This is a genomic window from Telluria sp. ZB4P34 (assembly GCF_059686055.1).
Genome location: NZ_JCASIF010000007.1, coordinates 48,134 through 66,532, shown reverse-complemented (window position 1 = coordinate 66,532; position 18,399 = coordinate 48,134). Strand labels below are relative to the sequence as shown.

General features: G+C 56.5%; 15 protein-coding genes and 2 tRNA genes. 9 read left to right on the top strand and 8 right to left on the bottom strand.

What is annotated here, in order from left to right:
* Positions 1-505 precede the first annotated feature (505 nt).
* A complete protein-coding gene (locus AC56KL_RS13630; protein ID WP_497180700.1) occupies positions 506-2,050 on the top strand; it encodes a plasmid recombination protein in 1,545 nt (514 codons plus the stop codon).
* 159 nt (positions 2,051-2,209) lie between these two features.
* Here AC56KL_RS13630 and AC56KL_RS13625 read toward each other — a convergent pair whose 3' ends face one another.
* On the bottom strand, positions 2,210-2,794 hold the full coding sequence (locus AC56KL_RS13625; protein WP_497180699.1) for a hypothetical protein: 585 nt from the start codon (positions 2,792-2,794) through the stop codon (positions 2,210-2,212).
* A gap of 382 nt (positions 2,795-3,176) precedes the next feature.
* On the opposite strand from AC56KL_RS13625, the gene AC56KL_RS13620 reads away from it, so the two are divergent.
* Positions 3,177-3,503 (top strand): ribbon-helix-helix domain-containing protein, encoded by a 327-nt coding sequence (locus AC56KL_RS13620; RefSeq protein ID WP_497180698.1) that lies wholly within the window; start codon positions 3,177-3,179, stop codon positions 3,501-3,503.
* Between the two features lie 212 nt (positions 3,504-3,715).
* On the opposite strand, the gene AC56KL_RS13615 is transcribed toward AC56KL_RS13620, so the two are convergent.
* Positions 3,716-4,249: a hypothetical protein gene (locus AC56KL_RS13615; RefSeq protein ID WP_497180697.1), complete on the bottom strand. Its 534-nt coding sequence runs from the start codon at positions 4,247-4,249 to the stop codon at positions 3,716-3,718.
* Between the two features lie 231 nt (positions 4,250-4,480).
* Here AC56KL_RS13615 and AC56KL_RS13610 point away from each other — a divergent pair, with 231 nt between their 5' ends.
* From AC56KL_RS13610 to AC56KL_RS13600, 3 genes are all read left to right on the top strand, one after another.
* The gene (locus tag AC56KL_RS13610; protein WP_497180696.1) at positions 4,481-4,957 is read left to right on the top strand and encodes a 3'-5' exoribonuclease domain-containing protein; all 477 of its coding nucleotides are present in this window, start codon (positions 4,481-4,483) and stop codon (positions 4,955-4,957) included.
* A gap of 80 nt (positions 4,958-5,037) precedes the next feature.
* Positions 5,038-5,721 (top strand): hypothetical protein, encoded by a 684-nt coding sequence (locus AC56KL_RS13605; protein ID WP_497180695.1) that lies wholly within the window; start codon positions 5,038-5,040, stop codon positions 5,719-5,721.
* Between the two features lie 11 nt (positions 5,722-5,732).
* Positions 5,733-6,221: a hypothetical protein gene (locus tag AC56KL_RS13600; protein ID WP_497180694.1), complete on the top strand. Its 489-nt coding sequence runs from the start codon at positions 5,733-5,735 to the stop codon at positions 6,219-6,221.
* Between the two features lie 201 nt (positions 6,222-6,422).
* On the opposite strand, the gene AC56KL_RS13595 is transcribed toward AC56KL_RS13600, so the two are convergent.
* The 4 genes from AC56KL_RS13595 to AC56KL_RS13580 all read right to left on the bottom strand — a co-directional run bounded on the left by AC56KL_RS13595 (position 6,423) and on the right by AC56KL_RS13580 (position 9,693).
* Positions 6,423-6,498 (bottom strand) — tRNA-His (locus AC56KL_RS13595).
* An 82-nt stretch (positions 6,499-6,580) separates the two neighbouring features.
* Positions 6,581-7,465, bottom strand: coding sequence for a glutamate racemase (gene murI, locus AC56KL_RS13590; RefSeq protein ID WP_497180693.1), 885 nt, complete (start codon positions 7,463-7,465; stop codon positions 6,581-6,583).
* 68 nt (positions 7,466-7,533) lie between these two features.
* Positions 7,534-9,069, bottom strand: coding sequence for a fumarate hydratase (locus AC56KL_RS13585; protein ID WP_497180692.1), 1,536 nt, complete (start codon positions 9,067-9,069; stop codon positions 7,534-7,536).
* A 21-nt stretch (positions 9,070-9,090) separates the two neighbouring features.
* Positions 9,091-9,693: a TIGR00645 family protein gene (locus tag AC56KL_RS13580; RefSeq protein WP_497180691.1), complete on the bottom strand. Its 603-nt coding sequence runs from the start codon at positions 9,691-9,693 to the stop codon at positions 9,091-9,093.
* 194 nt (positions 9,694-9,887) lie between these two features.
* Here AC56KL_RS13580 and acs point away from each other — a divergent pair, with 194 nt between their 5' ends.
* Complete coding sequence (acs, locus tag AC56KL_RS13575; RefSeq protein ID WP_497180828.1) at positions 9,888-11,882, top strand: acetate--CoA ligase; 1,995 nt, start codon at positions 9,888-9,890, stop codon at positions 11,880-11,882.
* 195 nt (positions 11,883-12,077) lie between these two features.
* On the opposite strand, the gene AC56KL_RS13570 is transcribed toward acs, so the two are convergent.
* The gene (locus AC56KL_RS13570) at positions 12,078-14,756 is read right to left on the bottom strand and encodes a polysaccharide deacetylase family protein (RefSeq protein ID WP_497180690.1); all 2,679 of its coding nucleotides are present in this window, start codon (positions 14,754-14,756) and stop codon (positions 12,078-12,080) included.
* A 143-nt stretch (positions 14,757-14,899) separates the two neighbouring features.
* A complete protein-coding gene (locus tag AC56KL_RS13565; protein WP_497180689.1) occupies positions 14,900-15,265 on the bottom strand; it encodes a VOC family protein in 366 nt (121 codons plus the stop codon).
* 81 nt (positions 15,266-15,346) lie between these two features.
* Here AC56KL_RS13565 and AC56KL_RS13560 point away from each other — a divergent pair, with 81 nt between their 5' ends.
* From AC56KL_RS13560 to AC56KL_RS13550, 3 genes are all read left to right on the top strand, one after another.
* Positions 15,347-15,673, top strand: a complete 327-nt coding sequence (locus AC56KL_RS13560) for a hypothetical protein (protein WP_497180688.1) — start codon at positions 15,347-15,349, stop codon at positions 15,671-15,673.
* Between the two features lie 76 nt (positions 15,674-15,749).
* Positions 15,750-15,840, top strand: a tRNA-Ser gene (locus AC56KL_RS13555).
* Positions 15,841-16,251: 411 nt separating this feature from the next.
* Positions 16,252-18,216, top strand: a complete 1,965-nt coding sequence (locus AC56KL_RS13550; protein ID WP_497180687.1) for an acyltransferase family protein — start codon at positions 16,252-16,254, stop codon at positions 18,214-18,216.
* Positions 18,217-18,399 lie beyond the last annotated feature (183 nt).

The window sequence follows — 18,399 nt, the reverse complement described above, 5'->3', positions numbered from 1 at the left end:
GAGGAAGGCAAGTGCGACCAGAGTGTGAAGCGAGGGTAATCGAAGTGTGGAAAACGCACCTATGCGAACTACACTGCTGCCGACGCTGGTGCAATGCCAGTGCGATAAGCACACCGCCAACACAATTCGCTTCAATCAAGACTTTCACGTCAGTGCTTGCCTGAAAGACTTTTTCGGAGGAATGCTGCACACACAGTGGAGCTCATGCTGCTGAGCATAAAAACAATTTCACCAGCTGTGGAGTAGGGGATCGCATTAGCTCACGGCAGTGTCCGGCTGAAGGCCCGTGCCCTTAATACAGGAGCACACGCCCCACGCAGTGGGCCGACACCTCTGCTTGCAGAGGTAAGAGTCGGTTACTCATACCTCACAAAATCAAAATAAGCGGCGAAAATAAGCTAACTGAAAAATTGGGCCTTTTTGATGTGCTATCGTTATGAATATAAAGGCAACGAAGATTGCATATACGTACTGGCAAGGACTAGGAAATAACGGGACACAAATCATGGCACGCAAAATTACGCAAAGAGACGCTAAAGACTCGATAACCAACGGGTTCCAGTTCGCTAGATACGAACGCTTTTCTTTCGCACCTAGCACAAAAAACAAACGCTTGGGACATCACCAAGCGGATTATGGCAAGACCCGCTCAGGTAGTGCCTGGTCTGTAGCCGACATCTTGCGTGAGGCAGCGCGTAAGCCAACCGACTGGAAAAAACATTTTCCGCACGTACTGGAACCTCAGCCGCCGACCGTTGCCTATGGATGCGACCCGCTCGAAGTGGAAGCGCTCGCTGCGCACTGGATAGCGACCGTGAAACAATCGAACGGCAAGCGGATGCGTCCTGACACTCCGTCGATGGTTGCTGGGGTCATTAGTTGGCCTCCGCATCGTCCAGTGGAGGAATTCAACGAATTCCTCGCCTACGGAGTTGAGAGGCTAAAAGAAATATACGGCGAACGACTCCGAAGCGTAGTAGCACACTACGACGAAATAACGGAAAGTCAGGGCGCGTTGCACTATCACTTCTATGTAGTTCCGCTTGACGGTGAAGACTTCGGAGTTATCGACAAAGCGTATGCCGCAGATAAAGGTGAGCGTAAAAGGGCTAACTCAACTGACGACGAGACGAAGAAGAAGGTCGACAAATACGGGAAAAAATATGCGACAGGTGCCCGAAAAGCCACGGGAGCGCAAGCCCTGGTCGACTGGCAAGAAATGATCCACGAAAAGATCTCCAAAAAATTCGGCCTGCTGAGGACTGGACCACGTCGCGAGCGCTGGACGCGAGACGAGACAATGCTGAGATTGCGCATGGCTGAGTCAGCACGCCAGATAAAGATCGCCGAGGAGGCGTTGACGGACGCTGCAGAAAAGCAGGCAAAGATCGATGAAGAGAACGACAGAATTCGCCTGCAGCAGCTTGAGTTGGCGTACTTCGAGTCCCAACGTGAAATCGAAGCGCGTGCACTAAAAGAGGATTTCTACACTCAGCTGTTCGATGCAGAAGATGAAAAGGCCCGCCGCGAGGCAGAGTTCGATCATCGCCAAGAGGCTATTGAGCGTGAACTTATCTTAAGCAAGCGGCTGAGATTAGACGCAGAAGAGAAGAGCAACCGAATAATTGAAAAGTCGAAGAGCGTACTGACCGCAGAGCATGAACTAGCAGTGCGCGAGCAACGAATTTCTAGATTTATAGAAGGAACGCCGTCTAAGGTTATTGCAGAATTTAAAGAGATGGAGCTCGAAAAAGAAAAATTGAAAGCGGAATTGGAGTCTGCCTCGAGTAAAGTTCACTCTTTAAAAAAAGAACTTATCGTTTACAGAAACAAGATTTTTGCCTTAGAGGCCGCTGTGATCGCTATGCGTAAGCTAGTTGGTGAGACCTATCACTGGATAAAGAAGAAAAACCTGGATGTTGCTAATGCGGTGGCAAAGAGATTCAATGCAATTATGTCGGCATTGAATGGAAGCGAAAATGAAGGGAGCGATACTGAACTTGTCGAGGAAAAAGGTCAACGAGGCTTTAAATATACGTTAAAGAAGTAAGAAAAGTGCACTTCGGTGCGCTGTTTTGCAGTCGTTCCTACAGCATGTACGCAACGCATTTACGAATTAACTGAGAAGCGCTTGTACGCGTTAGCTATGACTGCTGACGAACTTCCGGAGTAGCTACGAGCTCTACAAGAATGGATGCGAGAGAGCAATCTATTTTGACATTACGGTTGTGTAAGCGTCCTGCATAATTTCATAGGCGTCCATGATCTGAATCGGAGCAATATCACCAATGCCAGCAATTTTCATCCTAAGGAACTTGCTATTGTCATCATAGAGACGGGTCATGTAGAACTGGCTGCACTCACTTAAGTTGCCGTTCGACATCAGTGAAACATACCGATCCAGAGCCTCAGCAGTGTCTTCAAGCTGCTCTTCCCAGCCAGAACTAAATATCTGACGTGTCAACGGGGCTGCTATGTCACGGGAGAACGTAAGCCAGAATACGTCATCGTAGACGCGCTTGATGAAGCATGAGACGCCAGAGATACGAAGCACTGAATACTCGCGAGCGCAACGCTCCCGCTGGGCGAACGTGATGCCTAGCGACTCTCGTGTCTCATCATCAGGGACTAACTCATAGTTCTTTTCGAGAGGATAGTTCTCCAGAAAGTACCTGTTCACCCATAGGGCCAGGTAGCGAGGGTCTTGGAAGATATCTAACTCGGTCAGCGGTGGTTCGGAAGGCGGAGGCGCTACCATGGCGGCGCTCTGTTTAGATTTAAGGAAGTCGAACAAGCCCACGTGCACCTCGTCAAATTATTGGTTCAGCCATCATACAGTCTTCCAAAGCGTAAGCAAAGTTGTAACCCCTATCGCGAAAATCACGAGAAAATAAATTTGGATATGGCTGTCGCGGAAATCGTTGTATTTTTGCGAAATCAGGCGGATAAATTAAAATTCGCTTATGGTTACGCCGTTTCCATGAAAGTGCGATCAGAAAGATTTGTACAATTACTTGTGTGAACATTTAACTTTTAGGGGGAAAACCGTGACTAGCAAAGACGTTTATATACAGATTTCAGTAAAGATCCATACGACTCAATACTATTTCTCGATTGTGGATCAAGGAGCTAGTGCGGAAGGGTACCTTCTCCTTGTATACTCGATCGACGAACACATGAAGGAGACAATTCCGCTATCAGTTTTTCATCACCTCGACCTAGAGCACGTAATGCAAGTGAGAGATGCGGTAATAGAAGCTGAGAAAAACAGCGAGTTTTATATCGTCCGATCTGGTAAAGAAGTGTTTCAGGATGTGAGCCTTAAAATATTGCCAGCAAAGAAGAAGAAAAAGGAAAAGATTTTCTCCATACGCTTTGATCGTGAACTGAAAGCGAAGTTTGCCGAGAAGTGTGAGCGCAGCGGTAGGTCACAGTCAGAAGCTATGCGGATATTCATGGAATACTATCTCGCCCATGGTATTCCTGTCTTGGCAGAGGCCTGAAATGAGATCGAAACGTAAAACGGATAACGGCGATGGAGACTTTCGGGCCCGTTACGGCGTAGCCAGCGCCGATGTTGAAAAAATCCGCGAGCGACAATAGCTCCGGCGACTAACGCAACTGTTGCAAGACGCTCAGCGTTCTTGTGGAGGCGTATTCGCCTTCTGCTGGCAATCATAAGCTGTAGGGCGGAAGTGGTCATGATGAGGTTTTTCTATTTAATTAATTTTAGTTGAATACGTTTGTACGAAGCAGGTATAGCTACGTTGTGCATGCCGTTGTCTCGCATGAAGATTCCATGCTTCGTTTTCGCCTCCAAATTCCCTCGTAGAAATTCTTCCACTGTGACCGTATGTATATCGCCAGATGGGCCATCATCATCATTGTATGTTTTAAATGGTGGAGGATTCAGCGATTCATATCGTACAGACATATTCTGGAGCGTCCGTAGTACCTCATTAACGTCGGCATCGTTACTTATATAGATCGCGGACTCTGGGGCCTCATCAGAAGGCACAAGGGGTTTCGCTTGCCTATCAGGCTTGAAATGATCCACAACTAGGTTCTTGTCGTATGAGTCGACGGAAAGAATTAGGATGATTCCGTCAAACCGTGCTGCCTTTGAGAGCCGCTGCAGCATATCAATGTCCAGCTCTTCTAGTAAAGAAATAGGAATATTTTCAAGATGATATATCGATTGCAGAGTGTAGTAAAAGAAAGTTAGGTCAGCAAAGTCGTCAATATCCATAATATACTCCTAAGTTTTAATATCTCTGGTCAGCATTCAAACTGTTTAACTTATAATAAATCGAAATTTGTAAAGCTTTTCTGGAAGAGGGCACAGTTGAAGATATTTTTGAATTTTGATGCGCGAATCGTTTTGCTCTGAGATACTAAAAGGGTACTGTAGGTTACATTTTGGAAAAAAAGGGTAGCGAACCTGTAAAGCTGATGCCGTTACCGATAAAGGGGCGTTACTATGCTGCAGCAGACGTTGTTTATGGATACTGAGTTCACTGATTTCGAAAATCCAAAGTTGATTAGTATTGCGCTTGTCGCTTCTAGTGGGGATGAGTTCTATGCAGAAGCCGAGTATCCGCTTGATGAGTGCAGCGATTTTGTACGTGCGACCGTGCTTCCCCTGCTAAATCAAGGCAAGAAGCCTTTATCTTTGGAAGAGGTGCGAGCTGCGCTATTGAACTGGATCGAAGCAATGCGCCAAGACGAGCCAGTCTTAATTTGTTACGACTCTGAGTACGATCGTAAGATGTTTGATCAGATTTTCAACGGCGATATGCCGCTTGGTGTTGTGCTGCGTAACCTCGGTCCTTCATATGTAAATAAACTGAAGCAGTATGAATTCCACGTGCGGCACAAGCAGGTAGAGCATCATGCATTGCATGACGCACGAGCATTGAAGTACGCTTTTCGCGGATGGGTGCGAAAAGTTCGATAAGCTTTATTTTCTCAAGAATTCACTTTTGGCGGGCGCGCCGCAGCGGTAGCATAGTTACATTGCAATCTTGCGGAGGCATAATGGCACGTGAAGAGTTTCTTGATGAGCTTTCTGACGATTTTCCGTGTCAGCGGATCTACTCGTACGATGAGAGCTTTCGCTACGAAACAGAGCGTCGGTCGATCATGGATGCCGTACTTGATGGCACTTTCGAGAAATATGAATGTGCAGTCAAAGAAAGTGAATTCAGCTATAAGATCACTGCTGACGCTGTTTTTTCTTTAGAAGTAAAGTACAAAGAGGACAGTTGGAAGAAGGACTTTAAATACGTGGCAGAGGCGTTCGATATCGGAGAGGCAGCATATCGTTTTTTCATTGTAGTGCCACGTGTCCTGGATGAAGGTGAAGTGCTTTTAGCAGCAGAGCGTGGTCTAGCAGTCGATCAAGAGTCGCGCGGGAAACACGATCATTGCGAGCAGATTCAAGAGCTGGAAGAGATCGAAGTCATCACGCCGCCACACTACCGCGCCGAAGGACGGTTCCTTGTCTCGACTGTCTTCCTCTGCAAGGACGGGAGGTATGCGGTCAGCGTGATCCATCTACAACCTGGCGCGCGGCAGTTCGCTCTCTTAGATGCGGTGTACACAGATGTCGGTTTTGCAGAACTGATCGCCGTAGGTTACGTGACTCACTTCGATCTAGCGACATGTCCTGGGCCGTTCGATGAGGTCTACCAAGAGGTCTATAGGCGCGTTACACACTAAAGAGGGGTTCCATGGGCACTATCGCCTTCCATCCGAACATGGAAGTACAGCGGCTGGTAAAGATCGGTTTGCTGACTGCAGGCATGAACTACCGCATCGAAGCTGACGGGACAACGCTCCTGGCATTCTGCAACCGACTCGAAGGCCGCACTCTCTTCGCCTCGATCTCATACGATTCTCTTCGCCCGCCGGCAGAAGTATATGGGATGATCATCAGGGAGAAAGCGGACGGAGAAGAGGAAGAGATTGCGTCTGTGTATCGTCACGGATCCCTGGAACATCTTGTGCGCACAGGGAAGGGGTTGCTCTGCCTGTACGATATAGACCCAAAACCGATTAAGAAGGCTGCGAAGGCAGTTGTGACAGTGCATTTGGACGAAACACTGCGGCAAGACTTTAACGCAGCCGTGGGCGCTACAGGAGAGTCACAAGCGGTGGTGCTGCGTCAGCTTATCCGTTACTTTATAGGGAAAGGTCCCGATCCTCGCGTGCCCAGATAGTCGATTACAGTCAATTATAGTCTTCTATAGTTCATTCTTAAGAACATCAAGAATGTGCCCTGGGTAACATCAGAAGCAATAAAAAAGCCACCTAATGGTGGCTTTCAATTTTAAGTCCGTTGGAAAATACGAGCCTTCGTTGGAAAATTCACAATCCGAAAATTTCGAATTCTTGTAATCCACTGAATCTAAAGGAATTCTTGGGGTGGCTGATGGGACTCGAACCCACGACAACAGGAATCACAATCCTGGACTCTACCAACTGAGCTACAGCCACCATTGTCTTGCATACTGCTTGTCTGTCCCGCTGTTTCTGAGACAGAACAAGATTATACAAAGGTCTTCCCCAACTGGCAAATTTAAATGTGCGTGCCGGCCGGCTTGGACAGTGTCGCCCCGAGCGCGACCTCGTGCGCGGACACATCCTGGCCCAGCAGCCCGGCAAAGGCGGCGGTGAGCGCCGCGGCGCTGGCGCTGGTGCATCCCTCCAGGCGCGCAGGTTGGCAATGCGCGCCGCCGGGGCGGCGCAGCAGCTGCGCCGCCTCGAGCAGCCGCGCCAGCTGGCGCGCCACGGCGTCGCCTGTATCGATCAGCGCGACCTCGGCGCCGGCGCCGGTATGGCGGCGGATGACGTGCTCGATCGAGGCCTGCACCAAGGGGTAGTGGGTGCAGCCGAGTACCAGCGTGTCGGCGCCCTGCGCCAGCAGCGGCGCCACGTAGCGCTCCAGCATCGCATCCAGGGCCGGAGAGCCGGGTTCGCCGAATTCGATCTGGTCGGCCAGGCCGACGCAGGCCTGCAGCAGGAAGCGCGCGCCGGTCGTCCCGGCGATCTGGTCGCGCAGCAGCAGGAACTTTTCGCCGGCCAGGGTGCGTTCGGTGGCCAGCACGCCGACGGTGCCGTTGCGGGTGGCGGCCGCGCCGGGCTTCAGGCCCGGCTCGACGCCGACGATCGGCATGTCGGGATAGCGGTCGCGCAGGACGCGCACGGCGGCCACGGTAGCCGTATTGCAGGCCACGACCAGCGCCTTCACGCCGCGGGCCGCCAGGTAGGCGGCGATGCCGAGCACGCGCTCGATGACCACGTGCTCGGGCTTGTCGCCGTAGGGGGCGAAGGCGGAGTCGGCGAAATAGAGGAGATGTTCGTGCGGGAGCTGCGCCTGGATGTGGCGCAGTACCGAGAGGCCGCCGACGCCCGAGTCGAAGATACCGACGGGGGCGTTTTGTTCAATGGTGTTGGAGACCATGTGGCGGCGGAGAAGGGAGTTGGACGCGCGGTCGGCAAAGCCGACCACCCTACGTTACAACGAGATGCTCAGGCCGCGGTGACCGGAATGCCTTTCAGCGACTCGATCCTGGCCGACCATTCCTTCGGGCCGGTGTTGTGCACCGAGGTGCCGGTGGAGTCGACGGCCACGGTCACCGGCATGTCGGTCACGTCGAACTCGTAGATCGCTTCCATGCCCAGGTCCTCGAAGCCCACGACTTTCGCGGACTTGATCGCCTTCGATACCAGGTAGGCCGAGCCGCCCACCGCCATCAGGTAGGCCGACTTGTGCTTCTGGATCGATTCGATTGCCGCCGGGCCGCGCTCGGCCTTGCCGATCATCGAGATCAGGCCGGTCTTCTCCAGCATCATGTCGGTGAACTTGTCCATGCGGGTCGCGGTGGTCGGGCCTGCCGGGCCGACGACTTCACCGCCCACCGGGTCGACCGGGCCGACGTAATAGATCACGCGGTTGGTGAAGTCCACGGGAAGTTGCTCGCCCTTGGACAGCATGTCCTGGATGCGCTTGTGCGCGGCGTCGCGGCCGGTCAGCATCTTGCCGTTCAGGAGCAGGGTCTGGCCCGGCTTCCAGGAAGCGACTTCTTCCTTGGTGAGGGTGTTCAGGTCGACACGCTTGGATTTTTCCGTGTCCGGGGTCCACTGCACGTCCGGCCAGGTCGACAGCGCCGGCGGTTCGATGTAGGCCGGGCCCGAGCCGTCCAGCACGAAGTGGGCATGGCGGGTGGCGGCGCAGTTCGGGATCATCGCCACCGGCTTGGAGGCTGCATGGGTCGGGTACATGTTGATCTTTACGTCGAGCACCGTGGTCAGGCCGCCCAGGCCCTGGGCGCCGATGCCGAGCGCGTTGATCTTGTCGCACAGTTCGATACGCAGTTCTTCCAGCTTGTTCTTGGGACCGCGCTGCTTGAGCTCGTACATGTCGATGTCTTCCATCAGCGACTCTTTCGCCATCAGCATCGCCTTCTCGGCGGTGCCGCCGATGCCGATGCCCAGCATGCCCGGCGGGCACCAGCCGGCGCCCATCAGCGGCACGGTCTTGATGACCCAGTCGACCAGCGAGTCGGACGGGTTGAGCATGACGAACTTGGTCTTGTTCTCCGAGCCGCCGCCCTTGGCCGCCAGTTTCACATCGACGGTATCGCCTTCGACCAGTTCCATGTGGACCACGGCCGGGGTGTTGTCCCTGGTGTTCTTGCGCTCGAAGTGCGGGTCGGCCACGATCGAGGCGCGCAGCTTGTTGTCCTCGAACGCGTAGGCGCGGCGCACGCCTTCGTTGACGGCGTCGGTGACGGTGCCGGTGAAGCCTTCGAAGCGCACGCCCATGCCGATCTTCAGGAACACGTTGACGATGCCGGTGTCCTGGCAGATCGGACGCTTGCCTTCGGCGCACATGCGCGAGTTGGTCAGGATCTGGGCGATGGCGTCCTTCGCGGCCGGACTTTGCTCAGTCTCATACGCGCGCGCCAGGTGCTGGATATAGTCGGCCGGGTGGTAGTAGCTGATGTACTGGAGGGCTGCCGCGACCGATTCGATGAGGTCGCTCTGGGTGATGACGGTTGCCATGGATTTCTCGATCAGGGAGGTTTAATGTTTCGAATGCGTGGTCATGACGATGCGGTCGGTGTAGGCGATGGCCATGGCCGACAGCAGGAAAGCGCAGTGGATGATTGTTTGCCACATCATCGTTTCTTCTTTGTAGTTCGCCGCGTTGATGAAAGTCTTCAGCAGGTGGATCGACGAGATGCCGATGATCGCCATCGCCAGTTTCGTCTTGAGTACCGAGGCGTTCACGTGGGACAGCCATTCGGGCTGGTCCGGGTGGCCTTCGAGGTGCATGCGCGAGACGAAGGTCTCGTAGCCGCCCACGATGACCATGATGAGCAGGTTCGAGATCATCACCACGTCGATCAGGCCGAGCACGACCAGCATGATGGTGGTTTCGGTCAGCTTGGTCGGACGCGTTGCGCCCGGGACGGTCACGACGTCCAGGATGTGGGCGAGCGAGGCGGCATTGCCCATCGCGGCGCCGATCAAGTCCTTCAGTTCTACCCAGAAGTGGAACACGTACACACACTGCGCCAGGATCAGGCCGAGGTAGAGCGGCAGCTGCAGCCAGCGGCTGGCGAAGATCAGGTTGTTGAGCGGGGTGAGCTTTTTTGCTTCAGTCGGGGGAATTAACTGCGCCATCGCGATGCGGACTCCTGGATGCTGGATAAATTACAGCCGAGCATTCTACACCCGTCGGCGCGCGCATGCGGGCTTCCTTCGCCCCTTTGCGGCAAGGTTGGTAGAATGGCATTCGACAAGAAGCCTCTGTAAGGGCTCAGTAAGCGAGCGCCCCTAAGGTGTCCGGTAAAAACCACCCTACTATGGAGACGATGATGGCCGAGAACGAGAGCAATCAAGAATTCACGCTGCAGGAAAACCGCGTGTTCCCGCCACCAGCCGAGTTCGCCGGCACGGCCGCGATCTCCGGCATGGAAGCCTACCAGAAGCTCTGCGCCGAGGCTGCCAGCGACTACGAAGGCTTCTGGGCGCGCCTGGCGCGTGAAAACATCGACTGGCACAAGCCGTTCACCAGTACCCTCGACGAATCCGACGCACCGTTCTACAAGTGGTTCGCCGACGGCCAGCTGAACGCCTCGTACAACAGCCTCGACCGCAACCTCGCGAACGGCAACGCCGACAAGACCGCGATCATCTTCGAGGCCGACGACGGCACCGTCACCCGCGTTACGTACCGCGAGCTGCACGAGCGTGTCTGCAAATTCGCCAACGGCCTCAAATCCCGCGGCATCAAGAAGGGCGACCGCGTCATCATCTACATGTCGATGTCGGTCGAAGGCATCGCCGCCATGCAGGCCTGCGCCCGCATCGGCGCCACCCACTCGGTGGTGTTTGGCGGCTTCTCGGCCAAGTCGCTGCAGGAGCGCATCATCGACGCCGGCGCGGTGGCCGTCATCACCGCCGACGAGCAGCGCCGCGGCGGCAAGTCGCTGCCCCTGAAATCCATCGTCGACGAGGCGCTGGCGCTGGGCGGCTGCGACAGCATCCGCGACGTCATCGTCTACCAGCGCACAGGCGGCGACATCGCCTTCCAGCAAGGCCGCGACAGCTGGCTGCACGAACTGGTCGACAGCCAGGCCGCCGACTGCGAGCCGGAATGGGTGGATGCGGAACACCCGCTGTTCATCCTCTACACCTCGGGCTCGACCGGCACCCCGAAAGGCGTCCAGCACTCGACCGGCGGCTACCTGCTGTGGGCCGCGCTGACCATGAAGTGGACCTTCGATATCAAGCCGGGCGACGTGTTCTGGTGCACCGCCGACATCGGCTGGGTCACGGGCCATACCTATATCTGCTACGGCCCGACTGCGGTCGGCGCCACCCAGGTCGTGTTCGAGGGCGTGCCGACCTTCCCGCACGCGGGCCGCTTCTGGGAAACCATCGGCAAGCACAAGGTCTCGATCTTCTACACGGCGCCGACGGCGATCCGTTCGCTCATCAAGGCCTCGGACGTGGACGAGAAGGTGCATCCGAAGAACTTCGACCTGTCGAGCCTGCGCCTGCTGGGTTCGGTGGGCGAGCCGATCAATCCGGAAGCCTGGATGTGGTACTACAAGAACGTCGGCCAGGAGCGCTGCCCGGTCGTCGACACCTTCTGGCAGACCGAGACCGGCGGCCACATGATCACCCCGCTGCCGGGCGCCACCCCCCTGGTGCCGGGCTCGTGCACGCTGCCGCTGCCGGGCATCATGACCGCGATCGTGGACGAAGCCGGCGCCGACGTGCCGAACGGGCAGGGCGGCATCCTGGTCGTCAAGCGTCCGTGGCCGTCGATGATCCGCACCATCTGGAACAACCCCGACCGCTTCCGCACCAGCTACTTCCCGGAAGAACTGGGCGGCCGCTACTACCTGGCCGGCGACGGCGCCGTGCGCAACAAGGACACGGGCTACTTCACGATCACGGGCCGCATCGACGACGTGCTGAACGTGTCGGGCCACCGCATGGGCACGATGGAAATCGAGTCGGCGCTGGTGGCGCACCCGATGGTCGCAGAAGCAGCCGTGGTGGGCAAACCGGACGAGACCACGGGCGAAGCGATCTGCGCCTTCGTGGTGCTGAAGGGCGCGCGCCCAGGCGGCGAGGACGCGAAAAAGCTGGCGGCCGAGCTGCGCACCTGGGTGGCGAAGGAAATCGGCCCGATCGCCAAGCCGAAGGAAATCCGCTTCGGCGACAACCTGCCCAAGACCCGCTCCGGCAAGATCATGCGCCGCCTGCTGCGCGTGCTGGCCAAGGGCGAGACCATCACCCAGGACGTGTCGACGCTGGAAAACCCGGCGATTCTGGAGCAGTTGAAAGAAAGCGCGTAAGACCTCATCGCATCAGTTGAAAAGCCCGCTACCTCACAAAAGGAGCGGGCTTTTTCGTAGGGGTGGTCCGGTCCGGTGTACTGGACCACGCTTCGCCGACCGCGCGTTCAGCTACGACATGATCTGCCACCGCGCATCCGGGAGTTGGATGCGCGGACGGCAAAGCGTGATTTGGTCCACTGGACCAAATCACGCCTACAATTTCTCCAGCTGCTGCTTCGCATACGTTGCGCCCGAGCCCGTCGGCGCCAGCGCCAGGTAGGTCTTGTACGCCCCCTTCGCCTTCTCCTGCTCTCCACCACGTGCGTACGCATCTCCCAGGTTCCGGTACGCGATCGCCCGCGACGGATCCATCTTCACCGCATTCTCGAACCAGCGCGCCGCTTCGGCATACCTGTCTTGCTTGTAGAATACGAAGCCGAGGTTGTTTGCCGCCAGCGCAAAGTTCGGCCGCAGCTTGAGCGCCTCGGTAAACTGCGCTTCCGCCGCCGCATACTGCTTTTCCTTGTACAGCAACAGCCCCTGGTCGTTGGCCCGCTGCGCCTTCTGGCGGTTCGACACCGGCACCGCCGCCGGCGCCGTGATCCTGGTCTCGCCACCCTGCAAGTCCTTGACCACCACCGTGCCTGCCGGCGCCGACGCCTGCGCATCGAGCCTGGTATTCAGCGCAATTGCATCGCTCGACAACTGCGCCGTGTTCGACTCCAGGAATTCGCTCTCCTCCGGCAGTTCGAACACGAATTCGCCGCCCTCCGATCCCGGCAGGCTGCCGAAGGCCGGCGTCTGCTGCGACACGCTCGACACCGCCGGCGCCACATAGGCCGCCAGCTCGGTGCCGGTAATCAGGCTGTCGCCGTTCAGGTCGGCCTTGCCGCCGAGGCCCTGCAGCAGCGTCCAGGTGAATACCGAGTGTCCGTTGGGCCCGCCATCCGACACCAGCTGGTCGGCGCCGCCGGCCGTCAGCATCTGGCGGCCCAGGCGCCTGGCGTTATCGCGCAGGAAGGAGGCATTCGCCGCACCGCGCGTCAGGCCGAGGCCGCTGTAGCAGGCGTCCATGACGAACAGCGCATGCTTGGCCGGCAGGCTCTCGGCAATGTTCTGGATCTCGGTCATCGGAATCGCATCCGTGGCCAGCTTGTCCGGATCCGCATCGACCGGCACGATGTAGCCGAGGTCGCGCCCCGAGCTGAGCTTGCGCGTAGCGCCATGGCCGGCGAAGAACACGAAGATGCGGTCGTTCGGCTGCAGGTTGCCGTGCGCAAGCCGATCGTGGAAGGCGGCCAGGATGCCGGTGCGCGTCGCCTGCTCGTTCTTGAGCGTGATCACGCGCTCCGGCGCAAAACCGAATTTTTGCACCAGGAGCTGTCTAACTCCCTCGGCATCGCGCACTGCATACTGGAGCTGCGGCCATTTCTGGTACTTGTCGATGCCCACCACGATGGCCCACGAATTGGCATAGCCGGTCGCAGCCGTGCGTTGCACCGGCGCGGGCGCGCCTGCGCCGGACACCGTGAAGCGTTCGCCATCCCAGCCGGCGAACTGGTATCCCTCGGCCGTGAGGCGCTCGAGGATGCCCGGCAGCGCCTTGACGGTGCGCTCGTGTATGTCGTGGAACAGGATGATGCCGCGGCCTTCCTTGTCGACGCTGCGCAGCACGCGGTCCGCGATGGAGGAAGGTACCGGGTCTGCCCAGTCGAGCGAATCGATGTTCCACATCATCGACTTCAGCTGCGCACGTTCCAGCGCCTGCATGCCTTCGCGGTTGCGCGCGCCGTAGGGGAAGCGGAACAGGCTCGACCTCTGCGGGTCGACGGCCTTGAGCAGCGTGTCCGTGTTCATGATCTCGGCCTTCAGGCCGTCGCCGCTCTGTTTCGAGAGCTGGGCGTGCGAAAAACTGTGGTTCGCCAGCACATAGCCCGACTGCTTCAGCCGCCGCATGACCTCCGCGCCGCCGCCCAGCTTGGCTTTGCCCTGCGCATCGAGCGAGCCGATGTTGCGGCCGACGCTGAAGAAGATTGCGGGCGCGTTGTACTGCTTGAGGATGGCCGCGATCTCCTCGGTGTAGCGGCGGTGCGGGCCATCGTCGAAGGTCAGCACGACGGTCTTCTTCGGCAGCGTCTTGCCAAAGATCTCTCCTTCTTCCGCCCCCACGGTCGAGGGCACGGGAGGCGCGGGCACATCGGGCCTGGCCGGGTAGGGCAGGACCACGCCGTATTCCTTGAGGATGCTGTCGCGCCGGTAGAGCGTCTTCAGGTAGGCGACGTAGCTTTCCCACTTCTCGCGCTTGAGCTGGATGGAGCGCGACTCGAAGCGTCCGAACACGGCGCGGATTTCCTTCTCATAGTTGCGCTCGATTTCAGCCAGCGCATCGAGGTCTTCCGAGATGCGCTTGTGCAGCTTGATCGCCGGCAGCGACAAATCCTTGGCCACCTGCGCCAGCAGCGATTGCATCAGCTCGCGGTAGGCAAGGCGGTCGGCGTCGTACAGGCCTTCGCCGGACTCGACGTAGTCGAGCACGGCGCCGAGGGCATCGAAGCGGCCCGGATTGTTCGAGGCCAGCAGCCGGGCGAGGGCGGCGTCGACCCTGGCGCCGCGCTCCTGGTTCTCGTGAAACAGCTGCTGCCCGACCCGGTTGGCCTGGGCGCGTTCCTCGCTGGAGAGCGCCGCTTCGTCCTGCGTCAGCACGATGATCTTGCGGTAGGCAGCCAGCATGGTCTTCATGTCGGGCGAGATGGCGCTGACATCCATAACTGGGCTGGCAGGCGCCGTAGCGGCCGGTGGCGAGGGGGACTTGAGGCTGACGAGCCAGCTCCCGGCGGCAGCGCCCGCTGCCGCGACGGTGAAGACGAGGTAATACAGGACTTTGCGTTTCACAGCGTATCGTGCTGAAGAGTTAAGTTCGGGCAACGATACCACCGGGCCAGTAATGCCGGTTGAGGAAACCACTTCAGCTCAGGGCAAAAACGGCAATGCCGCCCTGGAGGCGCGATTTTTATGCGCTGCGCGTGAAGCCTGTATCAGGAAGACGACAGCACGAAGGTATTGCCGGCCGGGTCGCGGAACTTGGCGAACGATCCCCAGGGCTGCACGGTCGGCGGCTCAACGAACTCGACGCCGCGTCCGCTCAGCTGGCGGTAGCTTGCTTCGACGTTATCGCAGGCAAAAGACCCGTTGAAGAAACTGCCGACGCGGTCTTCCTGGCCGTCCGGCGTGAACAGCACGACGCGCGTGCCGGAGGAACCGATGCGCATCTCGATCCAGCGCTTGCCGGGGCCCATCGGCTGGTCGGTCGAAATGTCGAAGCCGAGCTTCTCGGTATAGAAGGCGAGGGCGCGGTCCTGGTCGGAGACGGGGATGCTGACGAATTTCAGTTGCGTGATCATGGAAGACAGCTTGTGGTTGTCGTGGCGAGCATTATCGTGGCAGACTCGCGGCTGAGTGTGCGTTTTATAACTATAGTATTCATGACTACCCGCCATTCTTCTCTCGATGTCTACGTGTTCGACGTCCTGATGCCCGACCTGGTCGGGCACGACCGCCGTCCGGCCGCCTTTGTCGTCTATCTCTACCTGCTCCACGGCGCCGAGGCACTCGGCCGCGACGCCGTGCCGGCGAGCCTGCAAACGATCGCGGTCAAGACCGGCCTGTCTAAGTCTCCGGTGCAAGTCCCGCTGCGTCACCTGAAGCGGCGTTTACTGGTAGAAGAAGATGAGCTTGGGACGCAACTGAACCCGGTGCGCAAGGTGTTGGGGCCATGGCGTCGCCGCTGGCCGGCTGAGCGTGCGTCATGAGGGATGGCGGAACAGTCTTGTATAGAAGAGAATCCTTGTTATAATAGGCGGCTTCGTGGATACACGAGACCCATCAGGAGAGATGGATGAGTGGTTTAAGTCGCACGCCTGGAAAGCGTGTGTAGGTTCATAGCCTACCGGGGGTTCGAATCCCCCTCTCTCCGCCATGAAACAATGCAAAAAGGCAACCCGAGGGTTGCCTTTTTGCATTGTTTCATGGCGGAGAGAGGTAGGGCCCCTGCGGGCCCTGCGTGGGGAAAAGCCGTCGCCCTGCAGGGCGAGGCGGGCCCGCGGAACGTGGGCGAAGCCCTAATGGCGCTGCCACGGACAGCATGGAACTCGACAACCCCGGGATTGTCTTTTGCATTGTTTCCTGGCGGATAGAAGCAGAGCCCCTGCGGGCCCTGCGTGGGGGATTCGAAACTATGCCATGTATCCCATCCACAGCCACCACCACGATGCCTGTCCAGCACACCCTAAGCGTCGTAAAAGTGACAAGTAGTACGAAATAATGTGGGACTTTGGTTGCGCTGTATGATTCTATAGGGCAATATCTTCAAATTTATTGCCATCTCCATATGTCTCACGTCCATACGAGTACCCGCGTCGATATCCAAGCGCTGCGAGGCTTGGCTGTGCTCGCTGTAATCTTATACCATGCAAAAATCGGCTCGATCGATGGGGGATTTCTCGGGGTTGACATTTTTTTCGTGCTGTCAGGGTTCCTCATCACAGAACTGATCAAAAGAGCTATCGACGAAAATAGCTTCAAATATAAAGAATTCTTGATTCGAAGAGCCAGGAGGCTATTGCCAGCGGCTGTGGTGACTTTTCTGTTCACCGCATTGCTTGCTCCAGTGGTGCTTTCTGCGCAAGAGCTCAAGGACTTTTGGGAGCAACTTGCTGGTGCGCTGACATTCACCGCGAATTTCGTTTTGATGAATCAGTCTGGGTATTTCTCAGGAGCAGCTGAGCTAAAACCTTTGCTCCATGTCTGGTCCTTAGCAATCGAGGAACAATATTACTTCGTTCTTCCAGCCTTCTTCCTGTTTCTACCCAGGCGGCTTTGGCTGCCGTCTTTGCTCATCCTGACGATCGCGAGTTTTACACTGTGCTTCTACAATAAGAACGAGGCATTTGCATTCTATCTTCTTCCCAGTCGTGCCTGGGAGTTGCTAAGCGGTTCCATCGGGGCCTTTTTGGTAAATATCGATTGGATTAAAAGCATTGCTAGAAAGTTGGCTTTGTTCAGTCTCGTCGGTTTGCTGATTTGTTTATTTGCCAAGCCGGTTCTATACCATCCCGGACCACAGGCTGTATTAGTTTGCATCGGCACGCTTGTCATCATACTGGCGCATTACCAAGCCTTCCAGCGCGGGATTGTGGTTGACATATTTGGTAAAATCGGCGATATATCCTATTCCTTGTATCTGGTTCACTGGCCGATTTTTGCTTTTTACAATAACATCGTTTTCGACCACAATCAGCCCTTTCAATATGTAGTGCGTATTCTGCTTGTGGGAGCCTCGTTTATCGCTGCCTGGGCACTTAACCGGTATATTGAGAACCCCTATAGAAATATATCGGTCCCATTGCCCCGGTATTCCTTGCATGCTTTGCTAACGTCTGCCGTGGTCGTGTTTGGTTTGACTCAGGCATACCTGTCAACTGTCTCGAATGATAAGGATTTTGCTCACGCCCAGCGTCCGAATGTGGGCTTCTCACCCGTATGTGCAACATCAACATCCGCTTTTGCACTAGCTCGTGAATGCCAGGACTCTTCGAAGCCGAGTGTGCTTGTGTGGGGCGATTCGTACGCTATGCACATCGTTCCTGGCTTGGCTCAAGAACAAATTTTTCGCGGGAAGTTAATTCAAGCGACAAAATCACGCTGTGGCCCATTGCTCGGACTCGCATCGATTGAGTATAACAGTGAACAATGGGCGCGAGATTGTATTGAATTTAATGACACCGTTCTTTCCTTCTTGAAGGCAAACCCGGAGATAAGGACTGTCGTGTTGTCCAGCCCCTTGCAACAATACACGAAGGGCGGGGGCGTTTTAGAGCGTAATTCCCAAGGCAATGGGTACTCTCCTTCCAAAGGCAATGCACAACTGGCATACGCTGGACTGGCACGTACCGTTGACGCGATACGCATGCTCGGACGGCATGTAATGTTCATTGCACCTCCACCACAAGCCGGGTTCGATATTGCGCGGTGCATCGAGCGCCGCGAGCGCGGGCTCTGGGTCAGCGGTGTCGATGCCGACTGCAGGATCGAAGTATCCAAGTACAAAAAGCAGAGTGAGGCAATCATCTCCTTGCTCGACAAAATCGAGACAAGCAAGCAGTTGAGCATCGTACGATTCGATGCGGTTCTGTGTGACGAAAAATTCTGCCGTACCCGTATTGGAGATGCCAGTTTGTATCGTGATGCAGGGCATCTATCCTATGAAGGCTCCTTGCTGCTTTTCCAGCAAAAGATGGTTCAGTCGCAGATTTTCGGCAGTATCAAGGCTGCAAGAAGCAATGAGAATAGCTAGAGTGTCGTGCCCGAATAGATATCGGTTCTTGTGCCAGCGTTCGCAAGAATATAGATACTTTCCCGATCTGGCACGTACGAGCGAGAGCAGGACTCTACCGGCTTTGAGCAGGGATTCGAATAAAGATGTGCAACCAAACTTTGGTCCCGCAGAGTGAGGCGAGTCCCCCGTATCGCGGCCACG